A 25,414-nucleotide genomic window follows, 5' to 3' on the forward strand; every position below is an offset into this window, starting at 1 on the left:
AATGACGCGTTAGCGCGGTTAAGGTTGCGCTTGCGGCTGCGATTGCGACTGTGGCTGCGCAAACCACCACATCGACGTGATCCAGCCTTCCGCCGAATAGTACAGGGGCAGCGTTTTCGGCCATGCAAGGCCGCGCTTGAACGCCACCCGATGCGTCGCGCTGTACCAGTGCGGCACGACATAGTAGCCATGCATCAACACACGGTCGAGCGCGTGCGTGGCGTCGACCAGTTGCTCGCGCGTCTGCGCATGCACGAGCGCATTCAGGATCGCATCCACTACTGGCGACTTCAGCCCGATCATGTTATCGGAACCCTGCGTATCGGCGGCCTTGCTGCCGAATCGTTCGATCTGCTCGGAACCGGGCACCTGCACGTCCGGCATGCGGATGGTGGTGGTGTCGAAATCGAATGCGTCTAGCCGCTTCTGATAGACCGCGAAATCCGACACGCGAAACGTGGCCTGGATGCCCAGCTTCTGCAGATTGCGGATGAAGGTCGCGACGATCGGCTCCATCTGCGCGGACGAGCCGGAGTCGTCGAGAATCTCGAAGCGGAACGGCTCGCCCTTGGCGTTGCGCAAGGCGCCGTCGCGGTAAGTCCAGCCGGCCTCCTGCAAGAGCGCGCGCGCCTCCAGCAGGTTGGCGCGCAGCGAGCCGGGAGGATCGGTATCCGGCTGTTTCGGCGGCGGACCGAACACGGCCGGGTCGAGCTTCGCGCGCCACGGCTCGAGCAAGGCCAACTCACCCGGCGAAGGCAGACCCTTCGCCTGCAAATCGGTGTTGGCGAAGAAACTGTCGATACGCGTGTACTGATTGAAGAACAACTGCCGATTGAGCCACTGAAAGTCGAGCGCAAGATCGAGCGCCTTGCGCACGCGCACGTCCTGAAACAACGGCCGCCGCGTGTTCAGCATGAAGCCCTGCATGCCGGTGCCGTTATGTTGCGCAAACACCTGCTTGATCAGCTCGCCGCTATCGAATTTCTTGCCGACATCACGCCGCACCCAGTTGCGCGCGACGTATTCGACCAGGGCGTCGTACTCGCCGGCCTTGAACGCCTCCAGCCGCGCCGTGCTATCCGAATACAGCTTGTAGACGACGCGATCGAAGTTATACATACCGACGCGCACCGGCAGCGCCGCGCCCCAGTAATTCGGGTCGCGCCGGTACGTAATCGTGCGGCCGTTGTCGTATTGCTCGATCAGATAAGGTCCGCTGCCGATCGGCTTTTCGAACGCGAGCTGGTCGAACGGAATGCGGCTGCCGTCCGGCTTCATTCCCCACTTGCGCGAGAACACCGGTATGCCGCCCGCAAGCAACGGCAGCTCGCGATTGCGCTGATGAAACTCGAAGCGGATCGTATGCGGATCGATCACCACCGCGCGCGTGATCTCGCCGAAGATCGAGGCGAATTGCGGCGCGGCCTGCGGGCTTTTCAGCGTGTCCAGCGAGAACTTGACGTCGTCGGCGGTGACCGGATCGCCGTTCGAAAACCGCGCGCGCGGATTGATGTGGAAGGTCACCGACAGTCCATCCGGCGCGATGTCGATGTCGTCGGCGAGCAGCCCGTAAGCGGACGCCACTTCGTCGCTGCTGCCGGTGGTAAGGCTTTCGAACATCAGGTCCACACCCGGCGCCGTATTGCCGCGCAGCGTGAAGGGATTGAATTTGTCGAAGCTGGTGAGGCGGCTCGGATTGGCCAGCACCAGCGTGCCGCCCTTCGGCGCGTCCGGATTGACGTAGTCGAAGTGCTTGAATTCCGCCGGATATTTCGGCTCACCGTATTGCGCGATCGCATAGACCGCGTGCGCCCGCGGCGCCACGAGAAGACCAGCCACGGCCAGCACGCCGCACATCAGCGCTGCGCAAGCGGAGCGCCATGAACGCGGCGCAATCGCGAGGCCGGCACGCGAGGGTCTGTGAATCACGCTGCACCGGAGTGCACGAGGCGTTGGAACCCGTCGCGAGCCAGTTGTCATGGGGGCCTTGTTGGTCAGTGGGCAATTGCAGTGTGAGAGAATTCTACCCAATAAACCCGCGCGATCCGCACGTCCATTGCGCACATTGTCGACGTGCGCGGCGCGCCGATCTGATCAGGAGATTTCATGGGCTTCCTCGCTGGTAAACGTATCCTGCTGACTGGCCTGCTGTCGAACCGTTCGATTGCCTACGGCATCGCGCAAGCCTGCAAGCGCGAAGGCGCCGAGCTGGCGTTCACCTATGTCGGCGAGCGCTTCAAGGACCGCATCACCGAGTTCGCCAACGAGTTCGGCAGCGATCTGGTGTTCCCCTGCGACGTCGTCGACGACGCGCAGATCGACGCCCTCTTCGTCTCGCTCAAGCAACGCTGGGTCGGCCTCGACGGTCTCGTTCACTCGATCGGCTTTGCGCCGCGCGAAGCGATTGCCGGCGATTTTCTCGACGGCATGACGCGCGAAAATTTCCGCATCGCGCACGACATCTCCGCGTACAGCTTCCCGGCGCTCGCCAAAGCCGCGCAATCCATGTTCACGCCGGACGCGTCACTGCTCACGCTGAGCTACCTGGGCGCCGAGCGCGCGATTCCGAACTACAACACCATGGGTCTCGCCAAAGCTTCACTCGAAGCCAGCGTGCGTTATCTGGCGGTCTCGCTCGGCGCAAAAGGCGTGCGCGTCAATGGTGTTTCGGCGGGCCCGATCAAGACGCTGGCCGCGAGCGGCATCAAGGGCTTCGGCAAAATTCTCGAGTTCGTCGAACAGAACGCGCCGCTCAAGCGCAACGTGACGATCGAACAGGTCGGCAATACGGCGGCGTTCCTGCTGTCGGATCTGGCGGCCGGCGTGACGGCGGAAATCGTGCACGTCGATAGCGGCTTTAGCGCGGTGGTGGGTGGCATGGCTGCCGTGACGGATTGAACAACACGCCTTGCGCGTGAGCGCGTGGCGCTTTGTGTGCGCCACTGCATTTTGCTGGCTTATTGCAGAAGCCCAACAAAAAAACCGCCTTTTTCAGGCGGTTTTTCTTTGACGCCGCGATTCGATCAACCGCGGGTCTGGATGCTTAGTGCCATCCGCGATGATTGTCGTAGTGGTCGTGACCGTAGTTGTAATGGCCCGGGGGATGATGACGATACCAGTCATCGCGCGCCCAGTAGCGGCGTCCGTCCCAGTAGCGGTCGCCATGCCAGCCGACCACGATCGCCGGGCCGCCGTAGTACACGGGTGCCGGTTGATAGACGACCGGCGGCGGGGGCGGAGGCGGCGGTGCATAAACCGGTGCCGGCGCGACATAGACCGGCGCGGGAATGCCGATGTTGACACCAACACTGAGACCGCCGGCCATTGCGGCACCCGACGCACCCAGCGCGAAAACCCCGATCAAAAGTGGAACAAGACGAGCGGACTTCATCGATCACCCTTTGGAAGAATGTGTTGTTGGCGGAAATATAGCGCAAGGCGCCGCTGCGCGTATTTCAAGTTTGTAATAACTGATGCATAACATCGCGTGCGTGGCCGGCCGGTTACGTCTCGTTACATTGGACATGGTTTTGGTGAAGAAGCGGTGGCGTTGTAATCAGAGCGCGGCGCAATGCAAGGCGGCTCTGCTCGCCGCACGTTCATGCAGCGGGGCATTCGGCCGACGGCGATATGCGCAGCCAGGCACGCATGGCATTTGTCATTTCCAGTGCGGACAATATCTGTAGGATGTCGAAGCATTATTTATTCATGCGTCTGCCCTGCCTCGGCGCAGAAACGCTCTCGCTCGATTTGGATTGAATCGAATGCGACCTGCTTCGAGGCGCCAGTCGATCCGGCTCATACGGCGACGCTCGTTTAAGGCATAGCACGCCGCCGCCACAGCGGACTCACGCAGCCATCTGCCATTTGTGTCGCGCAGGCGAAACGAACTGCGAAAATTTAAAGGTGACCGGTCGTCCGATCTCTAGTCGGCCACCTAATGTTGAAACGCCCGATATCATTGAAATTCACCAGAAAATCGACAAAGTTGAACGGTTTTGCCTAGAGTATCTCACACGCGTACCAGTGATACGATGACTGACACCAAATGCCGATAGTTCGCTGTTCGCCAGCGAACCGTGTTCAACACGTACGGCGTGATTTCGACATATCGCATCACGCCCGCTGTGATAGTCGGCGCCGGGTACAGCAACACGTGCGCGAGCAAGGCGAACGGCATGAGCGATCCGGCGCGCTATCACTAGATCTCGCTGGAGCAGACCTACAACCGCTCTACGCCCACTACGTTGTACGCGCTGAAGGCGTAACAGCTCGCACGCGGCAAGACGCTGATCGCGGCGGGCGGCGCCACGAGCACTACCGATGCGGTGGCGGTGGTAGGCGACTCGCAGAATACGACGTCGCCGTCGTCGGGGCCATCGCAGTTTGTTGGGATGGTGGGGCCGCAGCACGCGTTTCGAGTGCGGCTTGGAGCGGCGATTGACGAACGGCAGACCCGCGCACGAAATCGGCCGCGAGAGCACGCCGTGGGACTTCGCGGGTTCCAGCTAACCCACGCTCAGTGATCCGGCGAAGCCAGCCATTCAGACAACGTTCGCTGCTTCTCAACACGCCAACAGCAAGGCGACGACAACCTGCCATCTGCCTCCTCACAGGACGCCGAACCGACTCATGCTAACCTCGCCGGACAAGCACTGCGCTTCAGTGCTGGCTCTCGCGTACGGAGACCTGGACGATGGACTGCGCCGCCCTGCCGATCCTTGATTGTCACCAACACTTCTACGACGCTGGGCGCTTCCATTACCCCGTGTTCGCGACGCGCAGCGAAGGCTTCGAAGCCCTCGTCGGCGACTACAGTGCGCTCCCCCGCATCTACTTACCCGACGACTACGCGCGCGACACGAGCGCGCTGAATGTCGTCGGCACAGTCTGGGCGGAATTCATTTCGTCCGATCCGGTGGGCGAAACCTGCTGGGCGCAGGACCTTGCGAACACCACAGGACGCCCGGACGGCATCATCGCTTTGGTCGATTTTTCGAGTCCCGATCTGCCGGGCACGCTGGACGCGTATGCATCAGCAAATCGGATCCGTTGCGTTCGTCAGCATCTGGGTTGGCACCCGGCGAACCCGCTGCTTCGCTATGCAACGGCGCCGGGCCTCACGTCGGACGCGGCATGGCGACGCGGACTCGCTTCGCTGCGCGGGCGCAATCTGATCTGCGAAATCGAGATATTCGCCCCGCAACTTCCCGAACTCGCATCGCTCGCGACTGCGTTTCCAGACATTCAGTTCGTGCTGCCTGTGCTGGGCTGGCCGCTCGATCTGACTAGCGAAGGCCAGGCGGCGTGGCGACGTGGAATGACGTTGGTCGGCGCGTGTCCCAATGTGGCTGTCAAAATTTTTGGGCTGGAATGCATCTTCGGCATTCATTGGACGGTCGCTCAGGTTCGCCCTTGGATACTGCAAGCCATCGAGGTTTTTGGGCCTGACCGCTGCATGTTCGCGAGTCATATGCCGATCAGCAAGCTGTCTTGCACATTCGAACAGCTTTATCGCGCGTACTTCGAGGTGATTGCAGAGTTCAGTGTTTCGGAACAGCGAAGACTGCTGCATGACACAGCAGTTCGGATTTACAAGCTGAGCTAAACGTTAACTTGGAGGACCGAATTGAGTGCGTGATTGCACATACGGTCACGAATGAGATTGAGCGACAGCAGGCCGTCACTGTACCAATCCACTCGAACTGCAACGCCCAAAAACAAAACCCCGCAGAGCCTAGACTCTGCGGGGTTTGCCACCATCACTGGCGGAGACGGAGGGATTCGAACCCTCGATCCAGGTTTTGGCCCAGATGCTCCCTTAGCAGGGGAGTGCCTTCGACCTCTCGGCCACGTCTCCCAAACTTTCGGTCGCGCAGGGAGTCAGCGCGACGAAGCCAAGATAATAGCGGGCCGAACCGCGAAGGTCAATGTCTCGCGAACATTTTTTGTGCCAGTTTCGTCACCGGCGACGCAATTTATTCACCTCGGCCGCGCAAAACAAACGGAGCGCTCTTGTCCACCCCGTTGTTCGAAGCAAATTACGCTTGATCCAGTTCGAACGCTTTATGCAGCGCGCGCACGGCGAGCTCCATGTACTTCTCGTCGATCAGCACCGAGATCTTGATTTCGGAGGTCGAGATCATCTGAATGTTGATGCCCTCTTCCGACAGCGTGCGGAACATCGTGCTCGCGATACCGACGTGCGAACGCATGCCGACGCCGACCACCGAGACCTTCGACACCTTCGGATCGCCCAGCACCTGCTCGGCCTGCACGTGGCCCTTCACCTGGGTCGTGAGGATGTCCATGGCGCGCTGATAATCGCCGCGGCCGACCGTAAACGTGAACGCCGTTTTGCCTTCCACGCTCTGGTTCTGGATGATCATGTCGACGTCGATATTCGCGTCCGCCACCGGGCCGAGAATCTGATACGCGATGCCCGGCTTGTCGGGCACACCCATCACGGCAATGCGAGCTTCGTCGCGCTGAAACGCGATGCCCGAGATGACTGCTTTTTCCATGGTCTCGTCTTCTTCAAAAGTAATCAGGGTGCCCGACTTCATTTCAGCGTCGAGCGGTATCAGCGGATCGGTCAAGCTCGACAACACACGTGTCTTCACCTGATATTTGCCGGCGAATTCCACCGAGCGGATCTGCAGCACCTTCGAACCCAGGCTTGCCATTTCCAGCATTTCTTCGAACGTCACGCGATCGAGCCGGCGCGCTTCTTCGACCACGCGCGGGTCGGTCGTGTAGACCCCGTCGACGTCCGTGTAAATCAGGCACTCATCGGCTTTCAACGCAGCCGCGACCGCGACCGCCGACGTATCCGAACCGCCACGGCCGAGCGTAGTGATATTGCCGTCAGGATCGATACCCTGGAAGCCGGTGATCACCACCACCTTGCCTGCGTCGAGATCGCGCAGCACGCGCTCGCCGTCGATTTCGCTGATGCGCGCTTTCGTGAACGCGCTATCCGTTTTGACCGGCACTTGCCAGCCGGCGTAGCTGACCGCTTCGACGCCGGCTTCCTGCAGCGCGATAGCCAGCAAACCCGAGCTGACCTGCTCGCCCGTGGCGGCGATCATGTCGAGTTCGCGCGGGTTCGGCTGACCCGTGATTTCTTTCGCGAGACCGAGCAAGCGGTTGGTTTCGCCGGACATCGCCGACGGCACGACGACCATCTTGTGGCCAGCCTTGTGCCATTTCGCGACGCGCTTGGCGACGTTCTTGATGCGCTCGACCGAGCCCATCGAGGTGCCGCCGTATTTATGTACGATGAGTGCCATTGTCGTTCTGAACTGGAGGAGAAACCGCGCTGGCGCGCTGGAGACGACCGCACAAAAGCACAGGCGCGCAACGTCTTGTGAACGACGGCAGAGTGTGTGGCGGCGTAAATGCAGCACGCGTGCAGCACGCGCGGATTTGCCCGGGAATGATCGCTGATGGCTTACCGGAAACGACGGATCACGATCGAAAACCGACTAATTCAACAAAAGCGACGGCGAAATCGGGTCGGGCAAACAAGTAAACGTACCCGATCGAGGGCAAAAAGACAAGCCGGAAAGGCTATTCGAATGCGCCAAATAAGGGCTGCAAAGGCCTGTTTCATGCGGATTTGCGCCCTATTTCCGGATTCACCGCCCGGCTAATCCAAGTGTCCGACCGGCCGGTCAGGCGATCAGCAGATCCTCGCGCCAGACGATTCTGACGCGCGATTCGGCCTCGTCGACCTGTTCCGGCAACGCTGCGCGATTGACGCCGAGCAGAGGCACGAACAGCAGATCGTCGCCGGCGTAAAGCAGCGGCACGTCGCGCTTCCACGCAGGAATGCCGCGCTCCTGGAACAGGTTTTTCAGCGTGCGGCTCGGTGCATTGCGCGCTTCGCTCGTGCGCATCCGCTCGCCGCCGCTGCGCGAACGCGCGCTCAACACGGCGCGCCGTAGAACGCTCGCGGGAATCGTGTCGGAGTCGCCGGCGGCAACGTCTGCGTCGGCGAATACGAAAGTGCCGCGCCATTGCGGCAAACGCCAGATCGACTCACCTTGCCACGCGAGTTCGCTGATCGCGCGAGCGGCGAGCGCGGTTTCGTCGGCGGGCTCGTTGCTGTCGCCCGCTTCCCAATAGACGAGGCCGCGATAGCTGCGCAATGCATGACCCGCGTGATCGATACGCAGACCGTGGCCCTCGCCTGCCGCGCCAATCTCACGCAGCTGACGCAGCGCATCGCCCAGACGCGCGCTCGATGCGGCGACGAAACCCAACGTGCGCATCCAGTAACGCATCAGGTTGAGCGCGCGATCGTCGTCGAACGCGAGCAATGCATCGTGCGATAGAGCACGCCCTTCGTCGCGTGAAGCGGATTCCATATCGATGCGCGCCAGCGCGTCGAGCAAACGCTGCGCAGACGCCGCGTGCGCCGCCGTGCGCGCGAGCGCGTCGCGAAACCCTGGAAAGTGGACGGCCAACGCCGGCGTCACCTCGTGGCGCAATGCATTGCGTGCGTAGCGTGTATCGGCGTTCGACTCGTCGTCGATCCATTGCAACGCACGCTCGCCCGCGTATTGCTCGAGTTGCGCGCGCAGCAGATGAAGCAAAGGCCGCACGCGCGTCGCTGACGCATTCGCCGGCAAATACTCAGGCGCCATCGCGGCAAGACCCGCGAGACCCGCGCCACGCAGCAATTGCAACAGCACGGTTTCCGCCTGATCGTCCGCATGCTGCGCGAGCCACAACGTGGCGACATCGCGCGATGCGCACATATCTTCCAGCGCGCGATAACGCGCATCGCGCGCGGCGGCCTCGACACTCACGCCCGCGTCACGCGAGACCTCCACGCGCTCTGCCGCGAACTCGACGCCACGCTCCCGCGCAAACGCCTCGCAGTGCGCGAGCCACGCATCGGCATGCGCGCTCAGCCCATGATGCACATGCAGCGCGAGACAACGCGACGCGCCCGCGACACGCACCGCGGCATCGAGCAGCACACTCGAATCCACGCCGCCACTGAACGCAATCGCAATACGCGCGTTAGCGGGCAGCGTAGACAACGAAAAGCCGACGGCCTCGAGAACGAGGCGGTCGGCGGGCGTTTCGGCGGTGGGAGTCACGTCACTCGCGCGCTGGGCGCTGCAGGACGAAAGAGAACGCGCGCGGGCTCACGCACCCGGCGTCGTTTCCTTGAACTTGCCGTACGACATCAGCCGTTCGAAACGGCGTTGACGCAGGTCGTTGATGCTCATGCCCTGGAACTGGCGCAGCGAATCGGCGAGCGCACGGCGCAACATGGCGGCCATGCCTTTCGGATCGCGATGCGCGCCACCCAACGGCTCGTTGACGATCTTGTCGATCAAACCGAGCGCCTTCAGACGATGCGCGGTCAGGCCGAGCGCTTCCGCGGCTTCCGGCGCTTTCGCGGCGCTCTTCCACAGAATGGAGGCGCAGCCTTCCGGCGAGATCACCGAATAGGTCGAGAATTGCAGCATCAGCACGCTGTCGCCGACGGCGATCGCCAGCGCGCCGCCCGAACCGCCCTCGCCGATGATCGTCGCGATCAGCGGCGTCTTCAGTTCGGCCATGACGTACAGATTTCGGCCGATCGCTTCCGACTGGCCGCGCTCTTCCGCGCCGATGCCCGGGTACGCGCCCGGCGTGTCGATGAACGTGAAAATCGGCAAGCCGAATTTTTCGGCGAGACGCATCAGACGTTCGGCCTTGCGATAGCCTTCCGGACGCGGCATGCCGAAGTTGCGCAGCGCGCGCTCCTTGGTGTCGCGGCCCTTCTGATGGCCGATCACCATGCACGCCTGGCCGTTGAAGCGCGCGAGGCCGCCGACGATCGACAGGTCGTCCGCATAGTTCCGGTCGCCGTGCAGTTCATGGAAATCGGTGAACAGCTCGTTGACGTAGTCGAACGTGTACGGACGTTGCGGATGACGGGCGATTTGCGAAACCTGCCACGGCGTGAGGTTCGCGTACAGATCTTTGGTGAGCTGTTGACTCTTCTTGGACAGCCGCTCGATCTCTTCCGAAATATCGACGGCCGAATCGTCCTGCACGAAGCGCAATTCTTCGATCTTCGCTTCGAGTTCAGCGATCGGCTGTTCGAAATCCAGAAACGTGGTCTTCATTGTTTGTAATCCTTGGACTTACCGGCAGCGCGTATTCTAACCGCGCTCGCCGATGTCAAAACCATCTCGCAACTATCAATCTTTAACAATCGATAGCTTTTGAAATGGTCCCGTTTCTTCTTTTTCAGTAGTCGACCGGCAACGGATCAAGACTACGCCACATATACCAGGTGGCGACGGTGCGCCACGGCTCCCAGTTGGCGGCGACCTCGCGCGCTTCGCTGCGTGTGACCGGTTCGCCGCTGAAGTAGTTGACACTGATCGCACGGATCAGGCCCAGGTCGTCGAGCGGCAGCACGTCGGGGCGCGACAGGTTGAAGATCAGGAACATCTCCGCCGTCCAGCGGCCGATGCCGCGAATCTGCGTGAGTTCGGCGATCACCGCCTCGTCTTCCATCGACGTCCATTTACCGACGTGCAGCGCACCCGAAACGAAATGCTGCGCGAGATCGAGCACGTATTCGGCTTTGCGCTTGGACAACCCGCACGTGGTGAGCTTTTCCAGACCGAGCTTGATGAACTGCTGCGGCACCAGCTTCGGACAGGCGGCCTCGACTTTCGCCCAGGCGGCTTGCGCGGACGCGACCGAAATCTGCTGGCCGACCACCGAGCGCGCGAGCGTGACGAACGGATCGCCGCGGCTCAGCAGATGCACCGGGCCGAACTTCGGAATCAGTTTCTTCAGAATGCGATCGCGCTTGACGAGGTCGGCACACGCCTTGTCCCAATAGGCCGGACGCGTGACTTCAGGCGTGAGGCCGCCGATCTGCACCGGCACCGCGACCTCGCTCGCGCTCGCCGCTTCGCCGCCCGCGGTTGCGGACGCGCGCGTCTTGCGCACGACTTCGCCTTCGTGCCCCTCGACCGTTACGCGGGCGAGCTCCTGCACGTCGCCGGCCAATTCAGCCGGCAAGGCGCCATTGCTCTTCAAACGCGGCGCCTTCGCGCGCTTCGCGAGAGGCGCATGCGCCGACGCGCCATTGAGCCCGCGCTTCACGGCGGTCTTTGTCGCTGCACCCGCTGCCGTCTTGGCCGCCACCCCGGCGGCTTTCGACGATGCTTTCCTTACCGCGCCGCCGCCCGTGCGAGCCGACGTGCGTGTCGACTTTGCCGCGGTTGCCGCGTTTGTTTGAGACGCGGCTCGTTTAGCCGGCGTCTTCGTGGCCGTTGCCATCCTGCCTCCTGCCTGGCGAGTCGATCAAAGGGTAAGTCGAGGTGCGCTCACACGCGCCGCCACTCGGTCAACCCGCCGGGTTTGTCTTCAAGTGCAACGCCGGCCTCGAGCAATTCGGCCCGGATCCGGTCTGCTGCCGCATAGTCCTTCGCCTGCTTGGCGGCCACGCGCGCCGCGATCTTCGCTTCGATCGCGGCGGGCTCGAGCGCGCCTTCGGCTGCTGCCCCCGCTGCCTGCTGCAGGTACGCACGCGGCTCGCGGCCGAGCAGTCCGATCACCGCGCCCAGCGAGCGCAATTGACGGGCCAGCGCGGGGTCGCGCGTGCGGTTCACTTCTGTTGCCAACTCGAACAACACCGACACTGCAACCGGTGTGTTGAAGTCGTCGTTCATTGCTGCCTGGAAACGCTGCGCATGCGCTTCGTTCCAGTCGAGCTCGGCGTCGTCCGGCGTGACGTCCTTCAGCGCGGTGTACAAACGCGCGAGGGCGTTGCGGGCGTCGTCGATATGCACGTCGCTGTAATTCAACGGCGAGCGATAATGCGCGCGTGCGATGAAGAAACGCACGACCTCGGCATCGTACTGCGCCAATACTTCGCGGATCGTAAAGAAGTTGTTCAACGACTTCGACATCTTCTCATTGTCGATCTGTACGTAGCCGTTGTGCATCCAGAAATTGACGAACGTTTGACCGGTAGCGGCTTCACTTTGCGCTATTTCGTTTTCATGGTGCGGAAACTGCAGGTCCTGTCCGCCGCCGTGAATGTCGAAATGTTCGCCGAGCAACGTGCAGCCCATCGCCGAGCATTCGATATGCCAGCCGGGACGACCGCGCCCATATTTCGAATCCCAGCCGGTGTCGGCGGGCTCTTCCGGCTTGGCCTGCTTCCACAGCACGAAGTCGAGCGGGTCCTGCTTCGCGTCGTTCGCCGCGACGCGTTCGCCCGCGCGCAGATCTTCGAGCGACTTGCCCGAGAGCTTGCCGTAGTTCGCGAACTTGCGCACCGCATAGTTCACGTCGCCGTCAGTCGCCTGATAGGCGTAGCCGTTCGCTTCGAGCTGCTCGATCATGCCAAGCATCTGCGGAATGAAATCCGTGGCGCGCGGTTCGATGTCGGGCCGCTGGATGCCAAGCGCGTCCGCGTCTTCATGCAGCGCCTTGATGAAGCGATCGGTCAGCGCTTTGATCGTTTCGCCGTTCTCCACTGCGCGCCGGATGATCTTGTCATCAATATCCGTGATATTGCGCACGTAGGTCACGTCGTAGCCGAGCGTGCGCAACCAGCGCTGCACGATGTCGAACACGACCATCACCCGCGCATGACCGACGTGACAATAGTCGTACACGGTCATCCCGCAGACGTACATCCGCACGACGCCTTCTTGCAGCGGCACGAAAGTTTGCTTGTCACGCGCGAGCGTGTTGTAGATGCGCAGTGATTCCATAGAGAACGGTGCGTGGGCCGAAAGAAATCCGCAATGTGTTTCATGCGCGCCGCGCCCCGCGAACAAATGGCGGGTGCGTCGCATACAGCAAAACCGGTGCACCTGGTGCGGCGGTCAGGCTGCGATCAAGGCGGAGACGACCACGAGTGGCGAAAAGACAGTTTGCGGTTCGACGGAACGCGCAGACCTTTTGTTAGAATGGGTCGGAGTATAACATCCAGACCTGAGCCTATGAAACCTTCAAGCGGCCGCGCGCGCAGCGCTGCGACCCTCGCCGCGGCGGCCTTCGGTGGCGTCGCGCGCGGCATGAGCGGCGGCGTCGCTCTCGGCGCCACGCGTGCCCTCACGTTGCGCGTCACCCTGGCTGTCGCCCTTGCCGCCGTGCCCGCCTCGGCCGCCTTCGCGCAGAAAGCCGCCACGCGGCCGCAGGGCCCCGCCGTGCGCGACAACACGCCGGAAATCGACGCCTCTATCGCGCAGAAAAACTGGGCGGCCTCGCTGGCCCAGCTCGACGCGCGCATCGCCTCGAATCCACGCGACGCGCAAGCAAAGTTCAAGCGCGGCACGGTGCTCGCCCATCTGAATCGCGACGACGAAGCCATCGCCGCGTTCACCGAACTCACGCAGACGTACCCCGAGTTGCCCGAGCCCTATAACAACCTCGCCGCGCTTTATGCGAAGCAAGGCCATTATGCCGAAGCGCGCGCCGCGCTGGAAACCGCAACCAAGGTCAACCCGGGCTACAGCCTCGCGTACGAGAATCTCGGCGACCTGTATCTGCGCATGGCCAACGAGGCCTATCGCCGCGCACAGAGCCTCGGCAAGGTGAGCCCCACCACCACGCAGCGCCTCGCGGACATTCAGAAAGTCATCTCGCCGGTCAAGACCCCGACCCAGGCGAAGCAGTCCGCCGTCCCGGAAGACGACTACACCGCTCGCGCCACCTCGAACATGACGCAGACGCCGAGCTTCCAGTACGGCGGCGCGAACGGCTCGCTCGCCATGCCGCCGTACATGGCGCCGTCGAAGTAAAGCCCATTACGCTCTCGCGCAATACGTTTTTTCCAACCCTGAGGATCTTCATGAAATGGTTGATGTTGGCGCTCGGCAGCGCCGCCCTGATCGCAAACGCTCCCGCATTTGCCCAGTCCGGTTCGCAAGCCGCGCATCCGTCCGTCCTCTTCAAGACATCGGAAGGCGACATCCGCGTCGAGTTGTATCCTGAGAAAGCGCCGAAGACGGTCGCCAACTTCCTCGACTACGTGAAGTCCGGCCAGTACAGCGGCACGATTTTCCATCGCGTGATTCGCGGCTTCATGATTCAGGGCGGCGGCTATACGCAGAGCTTCGCGGAGAAGCCGACGCGCGCGCCGATTGCGCTCGAAAGCCGTAACGGTCTGAAGAACATGACGGGCACGCTCGCCATGGCGCGCACCAGCGATCCGAATTCGGCCACCGCGCAGTTCTTCATCAATACGGTGGACAATGCCGGCCTCGACTATCCGAATCCGGACGGCAACGGCTATGCGGTGTTCGGCAAGGTCACGAGCGGCATGGACGTCGTGAAGAAGATCGAAGGCACGCCCACTACCTCGCGCGGCCCGATGAGCGACGTGCCGCAAAAGCCGGTCGTGATCGAGTCGGCCACGGTCGTCGGCAAGTAATTGAAGCAAAGGCGAGCACTGAAAGCGCGCGCAAGACACCGCGCCCACGAGAAAAGCATCAGCGCTCAATCCACGCCCCGGCGCGGCCCGGCGTCAGTTCATGACGACTGGCCGCGCCTTTTACCCACCCTGTTCATCAAAGGATTCCATCATGGTTGAACTGCATACGAACCACGGCGTCATCAAACTCGAACTGGACGCTGAAAAGGCGCCGAAGTCGGTTGAGAACTTCCTCAACTACGTGAAGGCCGGCCACTACGACAACACGGTGTTCCACCGCGTGATCGACGGCTTCATGATCCAAGGCGGCGGCTTCGAACCCGGCATGAAGCAGAAGCCGACGGCCGAGCCGATCACCAACGAAGCGAACAACGGTCTGAAGAACGTGAACGGCTCGGTCGCCATGGCTCGCACGAACGACCCGCATTCGGCCACGGCACAATTCTTCATCAACGTGAACGACAACGACTTCCTGAACCATTCGTCGCCGACGCCGCAGGGCTGGGGCTACGCCGTGTTCGGCAAGGTCGTCGAAGGCTTGGACATCGTCGAGAAGATCAAGAAGGTCAAGACGGGTTCGAAGGGCTTCCATCAGGACGTGCCGGCGGACGACGTGGTGATCGAAAAGGCTGTGATCGTCGACTGAACGTGAACGAAGCGTCGACTCGTTCGAACTGACATCAGGCACCTTCAATGCTGCAAGAAACGCCGCTGCGAAGCGTCGCCGCGGGCGTGCCTGGCGAGGGCAAACGCCCGCACGCCGCACGCCCGTTTTTTCTCCTCTCCGATATTCATCTGAGCGAGGCGATTCCGCATACGGTCGCCGCGTTCGAGCATTTCATCCGCTTCACGGCCGAGCAGGCCGATTCGGTTTTCATACTCGGCGACCTGTTCGAGTACTGGATCGGCGACGACATGCTCGTCGAACCGTTCGTCGCGCGCATGGCGGCGCTGTTGCATACGTTGTCCGAGCGCGGCATCGCGCTCTACATCATGCACGGCAACCGCGATTTTCTGCTGGGCAAGCGGTTCATGAAAGCGGCCGGCGCGATCTGGCTGCCCGATCCGTTTGTGATCACCGCATTCGGCACGCGCATCGCGCTCGCGCATGGCGATGGCTTGTGCACCGCGGATCGCGGCTATCAATTGTTCCGGCATTTTGCGCGCAACCGTTTCGCGCAGATGCTGTTTCTCGCGTGGCCGTTACGCTGGCGTCAGAAACTCGCCGAGAACATGCGCGCGAAAAGCGAGCAAGGCCGCTCGCGGCCGGTTTCGCCGAAGTACGACGTGACGGCGGCGGCCGTGGCCGCGTTATTCAAGTCGTCGAAAACGGCGACCATCATTCATGGGCACACGCACCGGCCGGCGCGGCATCGCGAGCCGGGCGGCACGCGCTGGGTTTTGCCGGATTGGGATCTCGACCACGGCGAGCGCCGTGGCGGGTATTTGCGTATCGATGCTGAAGGGATTCGGGCGTTGCCATTAGGTTGAAGGTGGTGGTGCGGGTGATTGCAGCGCCGCTGGCTCCCCGCATGTCAGCGCTTTCGTTGGTTGAATGCGATCGTAATGATTGATCGCAGAGCGACTGTCGCAGCGCATGCCAGCGTCGATACGGCCGTGTCTCCGCGTCGCATGCCGCATTGCCGTTAGCGCCGGCCGCCAGCGTGAACGGCGGCATCGTCGTCTGCAAGCAGACGTCAACGCTCCGCCGCCGCCCCTTCCACCTTCCCTGCAATCGCGGCCGACAACCGCCGTAGATCGAGCAACGCCGCATCCGCGCCTTGCAGTCCTTCGAGACTCGTACCCAGCCGCTCCAGTGCGTCGACGATTTCGTCGATGCGTTTCGCCTGGGTGGCGGCGTGATCGATCAGGCCATGGATCGCCAGCGACACCGGATCGTCCGCGTTCGGCGTAATGCCGTATGCGCAGAAGCCGCTGCTTCCGGCGGAGCGTTTGACGTCGCGCGCGGCGCCGTTGGAACCCGCATTCGCCGCCTCTGAAACCACTGCGGCCGCCGCCGGCACGATGATCCGCGCCGGATTACCCACCGCCGTGCCACGCGCGGGCACGGGCTTCGTCACCACCGCGTTCGATCCGATCTTCGCGTCCGCGCCGATCGTAAAACCGCCGAGCACCTTCGCACCCGCGCCCACGATCACGCCGCGCTCGAGCGTCGGATGCCGTTTCGCGCCACGCGTGAGCGACGTGCCGCCGAGCGTGACGCCCTGATAGATCGTGCAGTCGTCGCCGATCTGCGCGGTCTCGCCGATCACCACGCCCATGCCGTGATCGATGAACACGCGCCGCCCGAGCGTCGCGCCCGGATGGATTTCGATGCCCGTCATGAACCGCGCCATCTGCGAGATGAATCGCGCGAGCCAGCGGCGTTTAGCCCGCCAGCATGCATGCGCGAGCCGGTGCAGTACGAGCGCGTGCAGGCCCGGATAACACGTGAGGACTTCCCAGGCGCTGCGGGCGGCGGGGTCGCGCTCGCGGATCGTGGCGATGTCTTCGCGAAGTCTCGTGAACATGGCAGGGACTGTGTTGTGGGAGAAAGGGCCGCTCGCGCGACCTGGCGCGCGCCACGGCACGGCTTGCCGGATAGCACGGCGGCAGCTTTGCTTAGAACGTTTTGAGGATTGTAGGGGGATTGCGGAAAACCTGCCGGAAGTCCACGCTGCCGGCGGGGTCGTCGCCGGCTATCGGAAAAGCATTCAGGAACGGCATGCAGCGCTCAGGACGCGTCGCCGTCCTTGGACTTGGTCTTCAACAGAATGTGCTTGGCGATGCCGCGCACGATATTCACTTCCTCGCGCTCGAGACCCGAGCGTGCAAAGAGACGCCGCAGGCGCGACATCAGCTTCTTCGGATTGGCGGGATCGAGAAATTCGAGCGCGACCAGCGCGCTTTCCAGATGCGTGAACATGCTTTCGATTTCGTCGCTCGCGGCGCGTGCGCCTGCCGGCTCGCCCTGCCCCGCAGCCGCCCGAGCCGCAGCCACTTGAGCCGCCGTGGGCGCGCTGTCGGCCGACAGATACATCGTGCGCAACTCATACGCCAACACCTGCACGGCCTGCGCGAGATTGAGCGAGCTATAAGCGGGATTGGCAGGAATATGCGCCAGCGCGCTGCATCGCTCGACGTCCTCGTTCGACAAACCCGTGCGCTCGTTGCCGAACACCAGCGCGATCTCGCCATGCACCGCCTGCTCGCGCGCGACGCCGGCCGCGGCGCGCGGCGTCCATTGCGGCGGCCCGTATTCGCGTAGCCGCGCGGTCAGCGCGATCGACCAGTGCACGCCGTTCAGGGCGTCGGCGAGTGTCGGCACGACGTGCGCGGAGGCCAGCACGTCGTCGGCGCCGCTTGCCATGGCGATGGCTTCCGGATCGCTCTGCACGTGCGGCACGCGCGGCGACACCAGCACGAGCCGCGAGAACCCCATGGTTTTCAGCGCGCGCGCCGCGGCGCCGACGTTGCCCGGATGGCTCGGCTCGACGAGCACGAAGCGCGTCGAGGTGAAGCCCCCACGCAGTTCGGCTACGTCAGGATCGGAAGAATGGTGGGTGTGGTCCACGATGGAATTCTGCATGCTAAAGACGGGTATGGTAGCGCCAACGCCGCAGCCAGTCCGATTTGCATGCGAACGGGCTTGCCAATGCCGCGTAAAACCCGGGGAGATGACCCGTCCGTCCCGAGAACGCTGCCGCGGCGCCCGGACTCAGGTAAAATACCTAGATTCGCGTCCAGCTTCGCCGTCCGGCTTGGCATGAGCGCCTCGTTCTTATCCAATTCGTCTCCGTCGGCGGAATGCGCACCGGTCCTGTACCGGGCGAACGTTCCGTGCTGTTTCCGCGCCTTTCTCGAGGGCGCCCAATTAGCGCAGGTTAGCGCTCATTTACCGGCCAGCAGCCGTGCTGCCCCGGCACAAGGATCCAGTCTCATGCATCCCATGCTCAATATCGCCGTGAAGGCCGCGCGCCGCGCGTCACAGATCATCACCCGCGCGTCGCTCGACCTCGATCTCGTCCAGGTCAGCAAGAAACAGCACAACGATTTCGTCACGGAGGTCGACAAAGCGTCTGAAGCGGCGATCATCGACACGCTCAAGACCGCCTACCCCGATCACGCGATCCTCGCCGAAGAATCCGGCAAGTCGGATGACGAATCCGAATATCAGTGGATCATCGATCCGCTCGACGGCACCACCAATTTCATCCACGGTTTTCCGTACTACTGCGTGTCGATCGCGCTGGCTCATAAGGGCATCGTGACGCAAGCCGTGGTCTACGATCCGACCCGCAACGACCTGTTCACCGCCTCGCGCGGCCGTGGCGCGTTCCTCAACGACCGTCGCATCCGCGTGGCCAAGCGCGACCGTCTGGCCGACGGCCTGATCGGCACCGGCTTCCCGTTCCGCGAAAAGGACGGCCTCGAAGCGTACGGCCGCCAGTTCGCTGAAATGACCGAAGCCTGCGCCGGCCTGCGCCGTCCGGGCGCCGCCGCGCTCGATCTGGCGAACGTCGCCGCCGGCCGCATGGACGGCTTCTTCGAGCAAGGCCTGAATGCGTGGGACGTCGCCGCTGGCAGCCTGCTCATCACCGAAGCCGGTGGCCTGGTCGGCAACTACACGGGCGATTCGGATTTCCTGCACGTCGGCGAAATCGTCGCGGGCAACCCGAAGGTCTACGCTCAGATGATCCCGATCCTGTCGCGCTACAGCCGCACGCGTCAGCAACCGGCGTAAGCCTTGCCCGCGTGACGCCGGGTCAGCACCGGCAAACGGAATATGAACGAGCGGCTTCGGCCGCTTTTTCGTTGGCGCGCCTGCATGCAGCGGGCGTTCGTGCTACAAAGCGGAAGGCCGCGCCGGCGCACTCCATTGCTGGCTGCGTTTTGCGCGTTTTTGCTGCGCCCTGCTTTGCGCCTGACTTGCGCGCAGCTTCCGACCCGCTTCATGAAAAAAGGCTTCTACACAATCATCGCGGCGCAGTTTATTTCGTCGCTTGCGGACAATGCACTGTTGATCGCGGCCATCGCGCTGCTCTCCGTGATTCGCTCGGCCGCCTGGGTCACGCCGCTACTGCAGATTTTCTTTACCGTTTCGTACGTGCTGCTTGCGCCGTTCGTCGGCGCATTTGCCGACTCGATGCAAAAGCGCCACGTCATGTTCATCTCCAACGCGTTGAAGGCGAGCGGCTGCCTGATGATGATCGCGGGCGTTCATCCGATGATTGCCTACGGCGTGGTCGGCTTCGGCGCGGCCGCGTATTCGCCGGCCAAGTACGGCATCCTCACTGAACTGCTGCCGGCGGAAAAACTCGTCAAGGCGAACGCGTGGCTCGAATCGGCCACCGTGCTGTCGACCATCGTCGGCACGATGGTGGGCGGCGCGCTGATCAGCACCTTCGCGGATAAATTCGTCGCGCATGCGCATCTGCCGCTGATCCGCTCCTCCGCCGATCTCGCCATGTTCGCGACGATGGTGACATATGCGATCGCCGCCGCGATCAACATCTTCATTCCCGACACTGGCGCGCGTTATGAGAACCGCCTGAGCGAACCGAAGAAACTGATCGGCGATTTCTATCATTGCTTCAACGTGCTGTGGGCCGACAAACTCGCGCAGATCGCGCTATGGGTGACCACGCTGATGTGGGGCGGCGCGGTCACGCTGCAATTGCTGGTGCTCAAATGGGCCAACGTGAACCTCGGGCTGTCGCTCTCGAAGGCGGCGGTCATGCAAGGCGTCACGGGGCTCGGCATCGCGGTGGGCGCCGCGGCCGCGGCCGCGCTGATTCCGTTGCGCAAATCGCTGCGCGTGTTGCCGGTCGGCATTCTGACCGGCGCGGTGGCGATCGCCATGGCGTTCTACAACAAGGATCTGTTCCCGCCGGGCGCGGGTATTCGCATCGGCACCTACGTGCTGCCGTTCTACATTCTGCTCGCCTATCCGCTGATGATCCTGCTCGGCGCGCTCTCGGGGTTTTTCATCGTGCCGATGAACGCGATTCTTCAGCATCGCGGCGCGACGCTGCTGTCCGCGGGACATTCGATCGCGGTGCAGAATTTCAACCAGAATCTCGCCGTGCTGCTGATGCTCGGCGCCTACGCGCTGCTGCTCACGGCGAAGATGCCGGCGCAGTGGATCATCGTCGTGTTCGGCACCTTCATCACTTTCATGATGTGGCTGGCCAAGCGGCGTAGCGCGGTGAATGAACGCACGGTGGATATGCGGGCGATGGCGGAAGAATGACGCCTTCATGCAGGTGAAGCGGGCGCGGCGCGGCTCGTGCGAGATGTGTCGCCGCGGCGTAGGGCTGCAATGTGGATTGGCGGTTCAGATTGGCCGTCCGGCCAGGGTCCGCTCGCCGCGCCGGCAGGTTAAACTCACGCCCTGAACAGCTAACGCAAGAAGATACCGAGGATGGGCATTCAAACCGCAGCGGCCAACGACGTCGCACAACACACGCCGATGATGCAGCAATACCTGCGCATTAAAGCGGATCATCCGGGCACGCTGGTGTTCTACCGGATGGGCGACTTCTACGAACTCTTTTTCGAAGACGCGGAAAAAGCCGCACGTCTGCTCGATCTGACACTCACGCAGCGTGGCGCGTCGGCGGGCAATCCGATCAAGATGGCGGGCGTGCCGCATCATGCGGTCGAACAATATCTGGCGAAGCTGGTGAAGCTCGGCGAATCCGTCGCGATTTGCGAACAGATCGGCGACCCGGCTACGTCGAAGGGCCCGGTCGAGCGCAAAGTGGTGCGCGTGGTCACGCCGGGCACGCTCACGGACGCCGCGCTGCTGTCCGACAAGAGCGATGTCTACCTGATGGCCATGTGCGTGGCGCATAACCGCCGCGGCGTCGCGACCAGCGTCGGTCTTGCATGGCTGAATCTGGCGAGCGGCGCGCTGCGCCTCGCCGAAGTCGCGCCCGACCAGGTGGCGGCCGCGCTCGAGCGCATTCGTCCCGCGGAAATGCTGGTGTCCGACACGCCCAGCGACTCGGCAAGCTGGACGCCGCCGGTCAATGCGGGCGCCCTCACCCGCGTGCCGGTCTGGCACTTCGACGTCACCTCGGGCACGCAGCGCTTGTGCGATCAACTGGAAGTGGCGGGCCTCGACGGCTTCGGCGCGCATTCGCTGACTTGCGCATGTGGCGCGGCCGGCGCGCTGCTGCTGTATGCCGCCGCCACGCAAGGCCAGCAATTGCGTCACGTGCGCAGCCTGAAGGTCGAATACGAATCCGAATATATCGGCCTCGACCCCGCCACGCGCCGCAACCTCGAACTCACGGAAACACTGCGCGGCACCGAATCGCCCACGCTGTGTTCGCTGCTCGACACTTGCTGCACGACCATGGGCAGCCGTCTGCTGCGTCACTGGCTGCATCATCCGCCGCGCGAATCGGCGGTGGCGCAGGCGCGTCAGCAGGCGATCGGCGCATTGCTCGACGCGCCGCCGGGCACGAGCGTCGACTCATTGCGCGGCGCGTTGCGGCAGATCTCAGACATCGAGCGGATTACCGGGCGTCTCGCGCTGCTGTCGGCACGGCCTCGCGATCTGTCGAGCCTACGCGATACCTTCATTGCGTTGCCCGAGTTGCGCACGCAACTCGCGGCCGTTGCGTCGAATGCGGATTCGCTGGCGCGCATCGACGCTTCGCTGGAACCGCCGCAAGCCTGTGTCGAACTGCTCAAGCGCGCGGTTGCGCAGGAACCGTCGGCGATGGTGCGCGACGGCGGCGTGATCGCGCGCGGCTACGACACGGAACTGGACGAGCTGCGGGATATTTCGGAGAACTGCGGGCAGTTCCTGATCGACCTCGAAACGCGCGAGCGCGCGCGCACGGGCATCGGCAATCTGCGCGTCGAGTACAACAAGGTGCACGGCTTCTATATCGAAGTCACGCGCGGTCAGACCGACAAAGTGCCCGACGACTATCGCCGCCGTCAGACGCTGAAGAACGCCGAACGCTACATCACGCCGGAACTGAAAACGTTCGAGGACAAAGCGCTGTCCGCGCAGGAACGCGCGCTCGCCCGCGAACGCTCGCTGTACGACGCGCTGCTGCAGGCGCTGCTGCCCTTCATTCCGGATTGCCAGCGGGTCGCCTCGGCGCTCGCCGAACTCGATCTGCTGGCGGCCTTCGGCGAGCGGGCCCGTGCGCTCGATTGGGTCGCGCCCACGTTCTCGGCGAACGCCGGCATCGAAATCGAACAGGGACGGCATCCGGTTGTCGAGGCGCAGGTCGAGCAGTTCATCGCCAACGACTGCGCGCTCACACCCGAGCGCAAACTGCTGCTGATCACCGGCCCGAACATGGGCGGTAAATCGACCTTCATGCGGCAGACCGCACTGATCGCGCTGCTCGCGTATGTGGGCAGCTACGTGCCCGCGCGGCGCGCCGCTTTCGGGCCAATCGATCGCATCTTCACGCGCATCGGTGCAGCAGACGACCTCGCCGGCGGCCGCTCGACCTTCATGGTCGAGATGACTGAAGCCGCCGCGATCCTGAACGACGCCACGCCGCAAAGTCTCGTGCTGATGGACGAGATCGGCCGCGGCACGTCCACGTTCGACGGGCTCGCGCTGGCGTGGGCTATCGCGCGGCATCTGCTCGCGCACAACGGCTGCCATACGCTGTTTGCCACGCACTACTTTGAACTGACGCAGTTGCCGGCGGAATTTCCGCAGGCGGCCAACGTGCATTTGTCGGCGGTGGAACACGGGCACGGCATCGTGTTCCTGCACGCGGTCAACGAAGGTCCGGCGAATCAGAGCTACGGCCTGCAGGTCGCGCAACTCGCCGGCGTGCCGAACGCGGTGATTCGCGCGGCGCGCAAGCATCTGGCGCATCTCGAACAGCAGTCAGCCGCGCAACCCGCGCCGCAACTCGATCTGTTCGCCGCACCCATGCCGATGCTGCTCGAAGACGCCGACGACGAACGCGACGATGCCAAGGCGGAGCCGGCGGCATCGCCAGCTATGCAGGCGCTCGTCGAGCGTCTGCGCGGCATCGATCCGAACGATTTGCGGCCGCGCGAAGCACTCGATCTGCTGTACGAACTGCACGAGCTGGCCGCCGCGCCAGATGCGGATCATTGACGCACACAGGCCCTCGCAGCGTCCGCGCAAACTTCGCGCGGCGCTGACCCTCGCCCTCACGCTCTCGGGCGGCGGCGTGCCGCTCGCAGGACTGTTCGCGGGCCTGTCAGGTTTCGCGCCGGCGGCCTACGCCGATACGCCGCGCTACACCTTCGCGGTCATCGCCAACACGATGCAAAGCGCCGCCGACGAAGCGCCCACGCAACGGCTGATCGAAGCGATCAGCCGCGAGCGCGACATGTCGTTCATCGTCTACGACGGCAATCTGAAGGGCGCGAAAGAAGCCTGCCGCGACGCGCTTTACGAGCGTCGCCACGCGCTCCTCGAAACGTCACGGCCCGCCCTCTTCTTCATTCCCGGCCAGCATGACTGGGCCGATTGCGGCACGGCCGAAGCCGGCGGCTTCGATCCGATCGAGCGGCTCGATCAGTTGCGTCAAACGCTCTTCGCCGACGCCACCTCGATGGGTCAGAACCCGATCGCGTTGACGCGTGAAAGTGAAGTCTCGCGCTTTCGTCCATATCGCGAGAACGTGCGCTGGCAACTGGGCGATACCGTGTTCGTCGGCCTGAACGCGCCGAGTCCGAACAATCATTATCTGACCGCGGGCGGACGCAACGGCGAGTTCGAAGACCGCGTGATCGCCAATGCATTCTGGCTGGAACACGCCGGAGAATATGCGAAACGCCGCGACGCGCGCGCGATTGTCGTGTTCATTCAAGGCGACCCGGACCCTGAGCGCTACGAACGGCCCGACCGTTTTGCATGGCTACGTTTTGCGCGTAACACGCGCCGCGATGGTTTTCTGGAATTCAAACGCAGCCTTGTGAAGCTCGCGCAGATTTTCCGCGGACCCGTGCTGGTGATTCATTGCGACGACGAGCGTGCGAGCGCCGGCTTCGTGATCGATCAGCCGCTACGCAATGACAAAGGGATGCTGGTGACGAATCTCACGCGTGTCGCGCTCGCGCCGCATGATCGTCTTAATCAGTGGATTCAGGTGGATGCGGATCTCGGCAGAAAACCGCCGTTCCGCGTAAGCGTGCGCGATGTGCCGAAGCAAATGCCGATGCCCGCGGCGCAGCCCGTGCTGCCGCGCGATGAACCGCCCGCCTCGATGCCAGCTGTACCGGCGCTCGGACCCGCGTCGGAATTGCCGCCGCTGTTGCAGACGCCCGGGGAGTCGCAACTGGATCAGCAGCCGCGCATACCGGCGGATCAGGGCGGCGGTGGTTACGGGCCGGCTACCTCGACGCCGCCCGCGCCAGCCTCACAGCCGCACACGCCGGGCGCTTCTTCAAGCCTGCCCGGCATACCTGCAAGCTCAGTGCAGCGTGGGCCCTGACTTGTCTTCTTCGTCGTCCTCGTCTTCGTCGAGAACTTCGAGGCCGTCGGCGCCATGCGCGTGTTCGTGCTGGATTTCGTCTTCGGTAGCCGGGCGCACGTCTTTCACCGTCAGCGCGAAACGCAGTGCCATGCCGGCGAGCGGATGGTTGCCGTCGAGCACGACTTTGTCTTCCGCGACATCGGTCACCACGTAGACGAGCGAATCGAGATCCTCGTCGCCTTCTTCCGGCGTGCCTTCGAATTGCATGCCGACTTCGAGCGGTTCCGGGAAGCGATTGCGCGGCTCGATCTTCACGAGATCAGGGTCGTACTCACCGAACGCGTCTTGCGGCTCGAGCTGGATCTGAGTCTCGAAGCCGGCCTCGTGGCCGTCGAGCTCTTCCTCGATCTTGGGGAACGTGCCATCATAGCCGCCGTGCAGATAGACCATCGGCTCGTCGCTTTCTTCAATCAGATTGCCCTGCGCATCCGACAGCTTGTAAGCGACCGACACGACGGTGTTCTTTGCGATTTTCATTCGATTCTCCAGAATACAACTC

The 25,414-nt window shown here is 63.1% G+C and carries 20 protein-coding genes, 1 tRNA gene and 1 pseudogene; 11 read left to right on the top strand and 11 right to left on the bottom strand.

The window, feature by feature from the left end; translation table 11 throughout:
- Positions 1-18: 18 nt before the first annotated feature.
- The gene (locus P0D73_RS13495) at positions 19-1,980 is read right to left on the bottom strand and encodes an extracellular solute-binding protein (RefSeq protein ID WP_408431643.1); all 1,962 of its coding nucleotides are present in this window, start codon (positions 1,978-1,980) and stop codon (positions 19-21) included.
- 126 nt (positions 1,981-2,106) lie between these two features.
- On the opposite strand from P0D73_RS13495, the gene fabI reads away from it, so the two are divergent.
- Positions 2,107-2,898, top strand: a complete 792-nt coding sequence (fabI, locus tag P0D73_RS13500) for an enoyl-ACP reductase FabI (RefSeq protein ID WP_408431645.1) — start codon at positions 2,107-2,109, stop codon at positions 2,896-2,898.
- Positions 2,899-3,043: 145 nt separating this feature from the next.
- On the opposite strand, the gene P0D73_RS13505 is transcribed toward fabI, so the two are convergent.
- Positions 3,044-3,391 carry a hypothetical protein gene (locus P0D73_RS13505; RefSeq protein WP_132373886.1) on the bottom strand — a complete coding sequence of 116 codons (348 nt, stop codon included), beginning with the start codon at positions 3,389-3,391 and terminating at the stop codon, positions 3,044-3,046.
- A 668-nt stretch (positions 3,392-4,059) separates the two neighbouring features.
- Here P0D73_RS13505 and P0D73_RS13510 point away from each other — a divergent pair.
- A pseudogene (locus tag P0D73_RS13510) lies at positions 4,060-4,418 on the top strand (porin); the annotation flags it as partial.
- Positions 4,419-4,696: 278 nt separating this feature from the next.
- Positions 4,697-5,608 (top strand): amidohydrolase family protein, encoded by a 912-nt coding sequence (locus P0D73_RS13515; RefSeq protein ID WP_408431647.1) that lies wholly within the window; start codon positions 4,697-4,699, stop codon positions 5,606-5,608.
- 158 nt (positions 5,609-5,766) lie between these two features.
- Here the strand turns inward: P0D73_RS13515 and P0D73_RS13520 are convergent.
- From P0D73_RS13520 to cysS, 6 genes are all read right to left on the bottom strand, one after another.
- Positions 5,767-5,860: transfer RNA gene (locus P0D73_RS13520), tRNA-Ser, on the bottom strand.
- 181 nt (positions 5,861-6,041) lie between these two features.
- Positions 6,042-7,292 (bottom strand): aspartate kinase, encoded by a 1,251-nt coding sequence (locus P0D73_RS13525; RefSeq protein ID WP_132373884.1) that lies wholly within the window; start codon positions 7,290-7,292, stop codon positions 6,042-6,044.
- 384 nt (positions 7,293-7,676) lie between these two features.
- Complete coding sequence (gene tilS / locus P0D73_RS13530; RefSeq protein ID WP_408431649.1) at positions 7,677-9,113, bottom strand: tRNA lysidine(34) synthetase TilS; 1,437 nt, start codon at positions 9,111-9,113, stop codon at positions 7,677-7,679.
- 48 nt (positions 9,114-9,161) lie between these two features.
- The gene (locus P0D73_RS13535) at positions 9,162-10,133 is read right to left on the bottom strand and encodes an acetyl-CoA carboxylase carboxyltransferase subunit alpha (RefSeq protein ID WP_007181378.1); all 972 of its coding nucleotides are present in this window, start codon (positions 10,131-10,133) and stop codon (positions 9,162-9,164) included.
- Positions 10,134-10,257: 124 nt separating this feature from the next.
- The gene (locus tag P0D73_RS13540) at positions 10,258-11,307 is read right to left on the bottom strand and encodes a DNA-3-methyladenine glycosylase family protein (protein WP_132373882.1); all 1,050 of its coding nucleotides are present in this window, start codon (positions 11,305-11,307) and stop codon (positions 10,258-10,260) included.
- Between the two features lie 47 nt (positions 11,308-11,354).
- Complete coding sequence (gene cysS / locus P0D73_RS13545; protein WP_408282674.1) at positions 11,355-12,752, bottom strand: cysteine--tRNA ligase; 1,398 nt, start codon at positions 12,750-12,752, stop codon at positions 11,355-11,357.
- A gap of 231 nt (positions 12,753-12,983) precedes the next feature.
- On the opposite strand from cysS, the gene P0D73_RS13550 reads away from it, so the two are divergent.
- The 4 genes from P0D73_RS13550 (at position 12,984) to P0D73_RS13565 (ending at position 15,907) form a co-directional block, all read left to right on the top strand.
- Complete coding sequence (locus P0D73_RS13550; RefSeq protein ID WP_408431651.1) at positions 12,984-13,784, top strand: tetratricopeptide repeat protein; 801 nt, start codon at positions 12,984-12,986, stop codon at positions 13,782-13,784.
- Between the two features lie 50 nt (positions 13,785-13,834).
- Positions 13,835-14,416: a peptidylprolyl isomerase gene (locus P0D73_RS13555; RefSeq protein ID WP_408282677.1), complete on the top strand. Its 582-nt coding sequence runs from the start codon at positions 13,835-13,837 to the stop codon at positions 14,414-14,416.
- A 151-nt stretch (positions 14,417-14,567) separates the two neighbouring features.
- Positions 14,568-15,062 carry a peptidylprolyl isomerase gene (locus P0D73_RS13560; protein WP_074764298.1) on the top strand — a complete coding sequence of 165 codons (495 nt, stop codon included), beginning with the start codon at positions 14,568-14,570 and terminating at the stop codon, positions 15,060-15,062.
- A gap of 47 nt (positions 15,063-15,109) precedes the next feature.
- Complete coding sequence (locus P0D73_RS13565) at positions 15,110-15,907, top strand: UDP-2,3-diacylglucosamine diphosphatase (RefSeq protein WP_408282680.1); 798 nt, start codon at positions 15,110-15,112, stop codon at positions 15,905-15,907.
- Positions 15,908-16,113: 206 nt separating this feature from the next.
- On the opposite strand, the gene cysE is transcribed toward P0D73_RS13565, so the two are convergent.
- Both cysE and P0D73_RS13575 read right to left on the bottom strand, forming a co-directional pair.
- Positions 16,114-16,947, bottom strand: coding sequence for a serine O-acetyltransferase (gene cysE, locus P0D73_RS13570; RefSeq protein WP_408251258.1), 834 nt, complete (start codon positions 16,945-16,947; stop codon positions 16,114-16,116).
- Positions 16,948-17,150: 203 nt separating this feature from the next.
- Complete coding sequence (locus P0D73_RS13575) at positions 17,151-17,990, bottom strand: RNA methyltransferase (RefSeq protein WP_132376842.1); 840 nt, start codon at positions 17,988-17,990, stop codon at positions 17,151-17,153.
- Positions 17,991-18,356: 366 nt separating this feature from the next.
- Between P0D73_RS13575 and P0D73_RS13580 the strand changes: the two genes are divergently transcribed.
- The 4 genes from P0D73_RS13580 (at position 18,357) to P0D73_RS13595 (ending at position 24,873) form a co-directional block, all read left to right on the top strand.
- Positions 18,357-19,160 (top strand): inositol monophosphatase family protein, encoded by an 804-nt coding sequence (locus tag P0D73_RS13580; RefSeq protein ID WP_408175900.1) that lies wholly within the window; start codon positions 18,357-18,359, stop codon positions 19,158-19,160.
- Between the two features lie 210 nt (positions 19,161-19,370).
- On the top strand, positions 19,371-20,669 hold the full coding sequence (gene lplT / locus P0D73_RS13585; RefSeq protein ID WP_408175898.1) for a lysophospholipid transporter LplT: 1,299 nt from the start codon (positions 19,371-19,373) through the stop codon (positions 20,667-20,669).
- 171 nt (positions 20,670-20,840) lie between these two features.
- The gene (mutS, locus tag P0D73_RS13590) at positions 20,841-23,528 is read left to right on the top strand and encodes a DNA mismatch repair protein MutS (protein ID WP_408431654.1); all 2,688 of its coding nucleotides are present in this window, start codon (positions 20,841-20,843) and stop codon (positions 23,526-23,528) included.
- On the top strand, positions 23,515-24,873 hold the full coding sequence (locus tag P0D73_RS13595; RefSeq protein ID WP_408175896.1) for a hypothetical protein: 1,359 nt from the start codon (positions 23,515-23,517) through the stop codon (positions 24,871-24,873). Before mutS ends, P0D73_RS13595 begins: the two co-directional genes overlap by 14 nt.
- On the opposite strand, the gene P0D73_RS13600 is transcribed toward P0D73_RS13595, so the two are convergent.
- A complete protein-coding gene (locus P0D73_RS13600; protein ID WP_132373872.1) occupies positions 24,853-25,392 on the bottom strand; it encodes an FKBP-type peptidyl-prolyl cis-trans isomerase in 540 nt (179 codons plus the stop codon). The two genes, P0D73_RS13595 and P0D73_RS13600, sit on opposite strands and share 21 nt — an antisense overlap.
- Positions 25,393-25,414 lie beyond the last annotated feature (22 nt).

The organism is Paraburkholderia sp. RL18-101-BIB-B (assembly GCF_046026985.1).
Classification (GTDB): Bacteria; Pseudomonadota; Gammaproteobacteria; order Burkholderiales; family Burkholderiaceae; genus Paraburkholderia.

Coding starts and splice junctions, on each gene's coding strand:
- P0D73_RS13495 (WP_408431643.1), bottom strand. CDS start 1,980: ATGACAACTGGCTCGCGACGGGTTCCAACGCCTCGTGCACTCCGGTGC.
- fabI (WP_408431645.1), top strand. CDS start 2,107: ATGGGCTTCCTCGCTGGTAAACGTATCCTGCTGACTGGCCTGCTGTCG.
- P0D73_RS13505 (WP_132373886.1), bottom strand. CDS start 3,391: ATGAAGTCCGCTCGTCTTGTTCCACTTTTGATCGGGGTTTTCGCGCTG.
- P0D73_RS13515 (WP_408431647.1), top strand. CDS start 4,697: ATGGACTGCGCCGCCCTGCCGATCCTTGATTGTCACCAACACTTCTAC.
- P0D73_RS13525 (WP_132373884.1), bottom strand. CDS start 7,292: ATGGCACTCATCGTACATAAATACGGCGGCACCTCGATGGGCTCGGTC.
- P0D73_RS13535 (WP_007181378.1), bottom strand. CDS start 10,133: ATGAAGACCACGTTTCTGGATTTCGAACAGCCGATCGCTGAACTCGAA.
- P0D73_RS13540 (WP_132373882.1), bottom strand. CDS start 11,307: ATGGCAACGGCCACGAAGACGCCGGCTAAACGAGCCGCGTCTCAAACA.
- cysS (WP_408282674.1), bottom strand. CDS start 12,752: ATGGAATCACTGCGCATCTACAACACGCTCGCGCGTGACAAGCAAACT.
- P0D73_RS13550 (WP_408431651.1), top strand. CDS start 12,984: ATGAAACCTTCAAGCGGCCGCGCGCGCAGCGCTGCGACCCTCGCCGCG.
- P0D73_RS13555 (WP_408282677.1), top strand. CDS start 13,835: ATGAAATGGTTGATGTTGGCGCTCGGCAGCGCCGCCCTGATCGCAAAC.
- P0D73_RS13560 (WP_074764298.1), top strand. CDS start 14,568: ATGGTTGAACTGCATACGAACCACGGCGTCATCAAACTCGAACTGGAC.
- P0D73_RS13565 (WP_408282680.1), top strand. CDS start 15,110: ATGCTGCAAGAAACGCCGCTGCGAAGCGTCGCCGCGGGCGTGCCTGGC.
- cysE (WP_408251258.1), bottom strand. CDS start 16,947: ATGTTCACGAGACTTCGCGAAGACATCGCCACGATCCGCGAGCGCGAC.
- P0D73_RS13580 (WP_408175900.1), top strand. CDS start 18,357: ATGCATCCCATGCTCAATATCGCCGTGAAGGCCGCGCGCCGCGCGTCA.
- lplT (WP_408175898.1), top strand. CDS start 19,371: ATGAAAAAAGGCTTCTACACAATCATCGCGGCGCAGTTTATTTCGTCG.
- mutS (WP_408431654.1), top strand. CDS start 20,841: ATGGGCATTCAAACCGCAGCGGCCAACGACGTCGCACAACACACGCCG.
- P0D73_RS13595 (WP_408175896.1), top strand. CDS start 23,515: ATGCGGATCATTGACGCACACAGGCCCTCGCAGCGTCCGCGCAAACTT.
- P0D73_RS13600 (WP_132373872.1), bottom strand. CDS start 25,392: ATGAAAATCGCAAAGAACACCGTCGTGTCGGTCGCTTACAAGCTGTCG.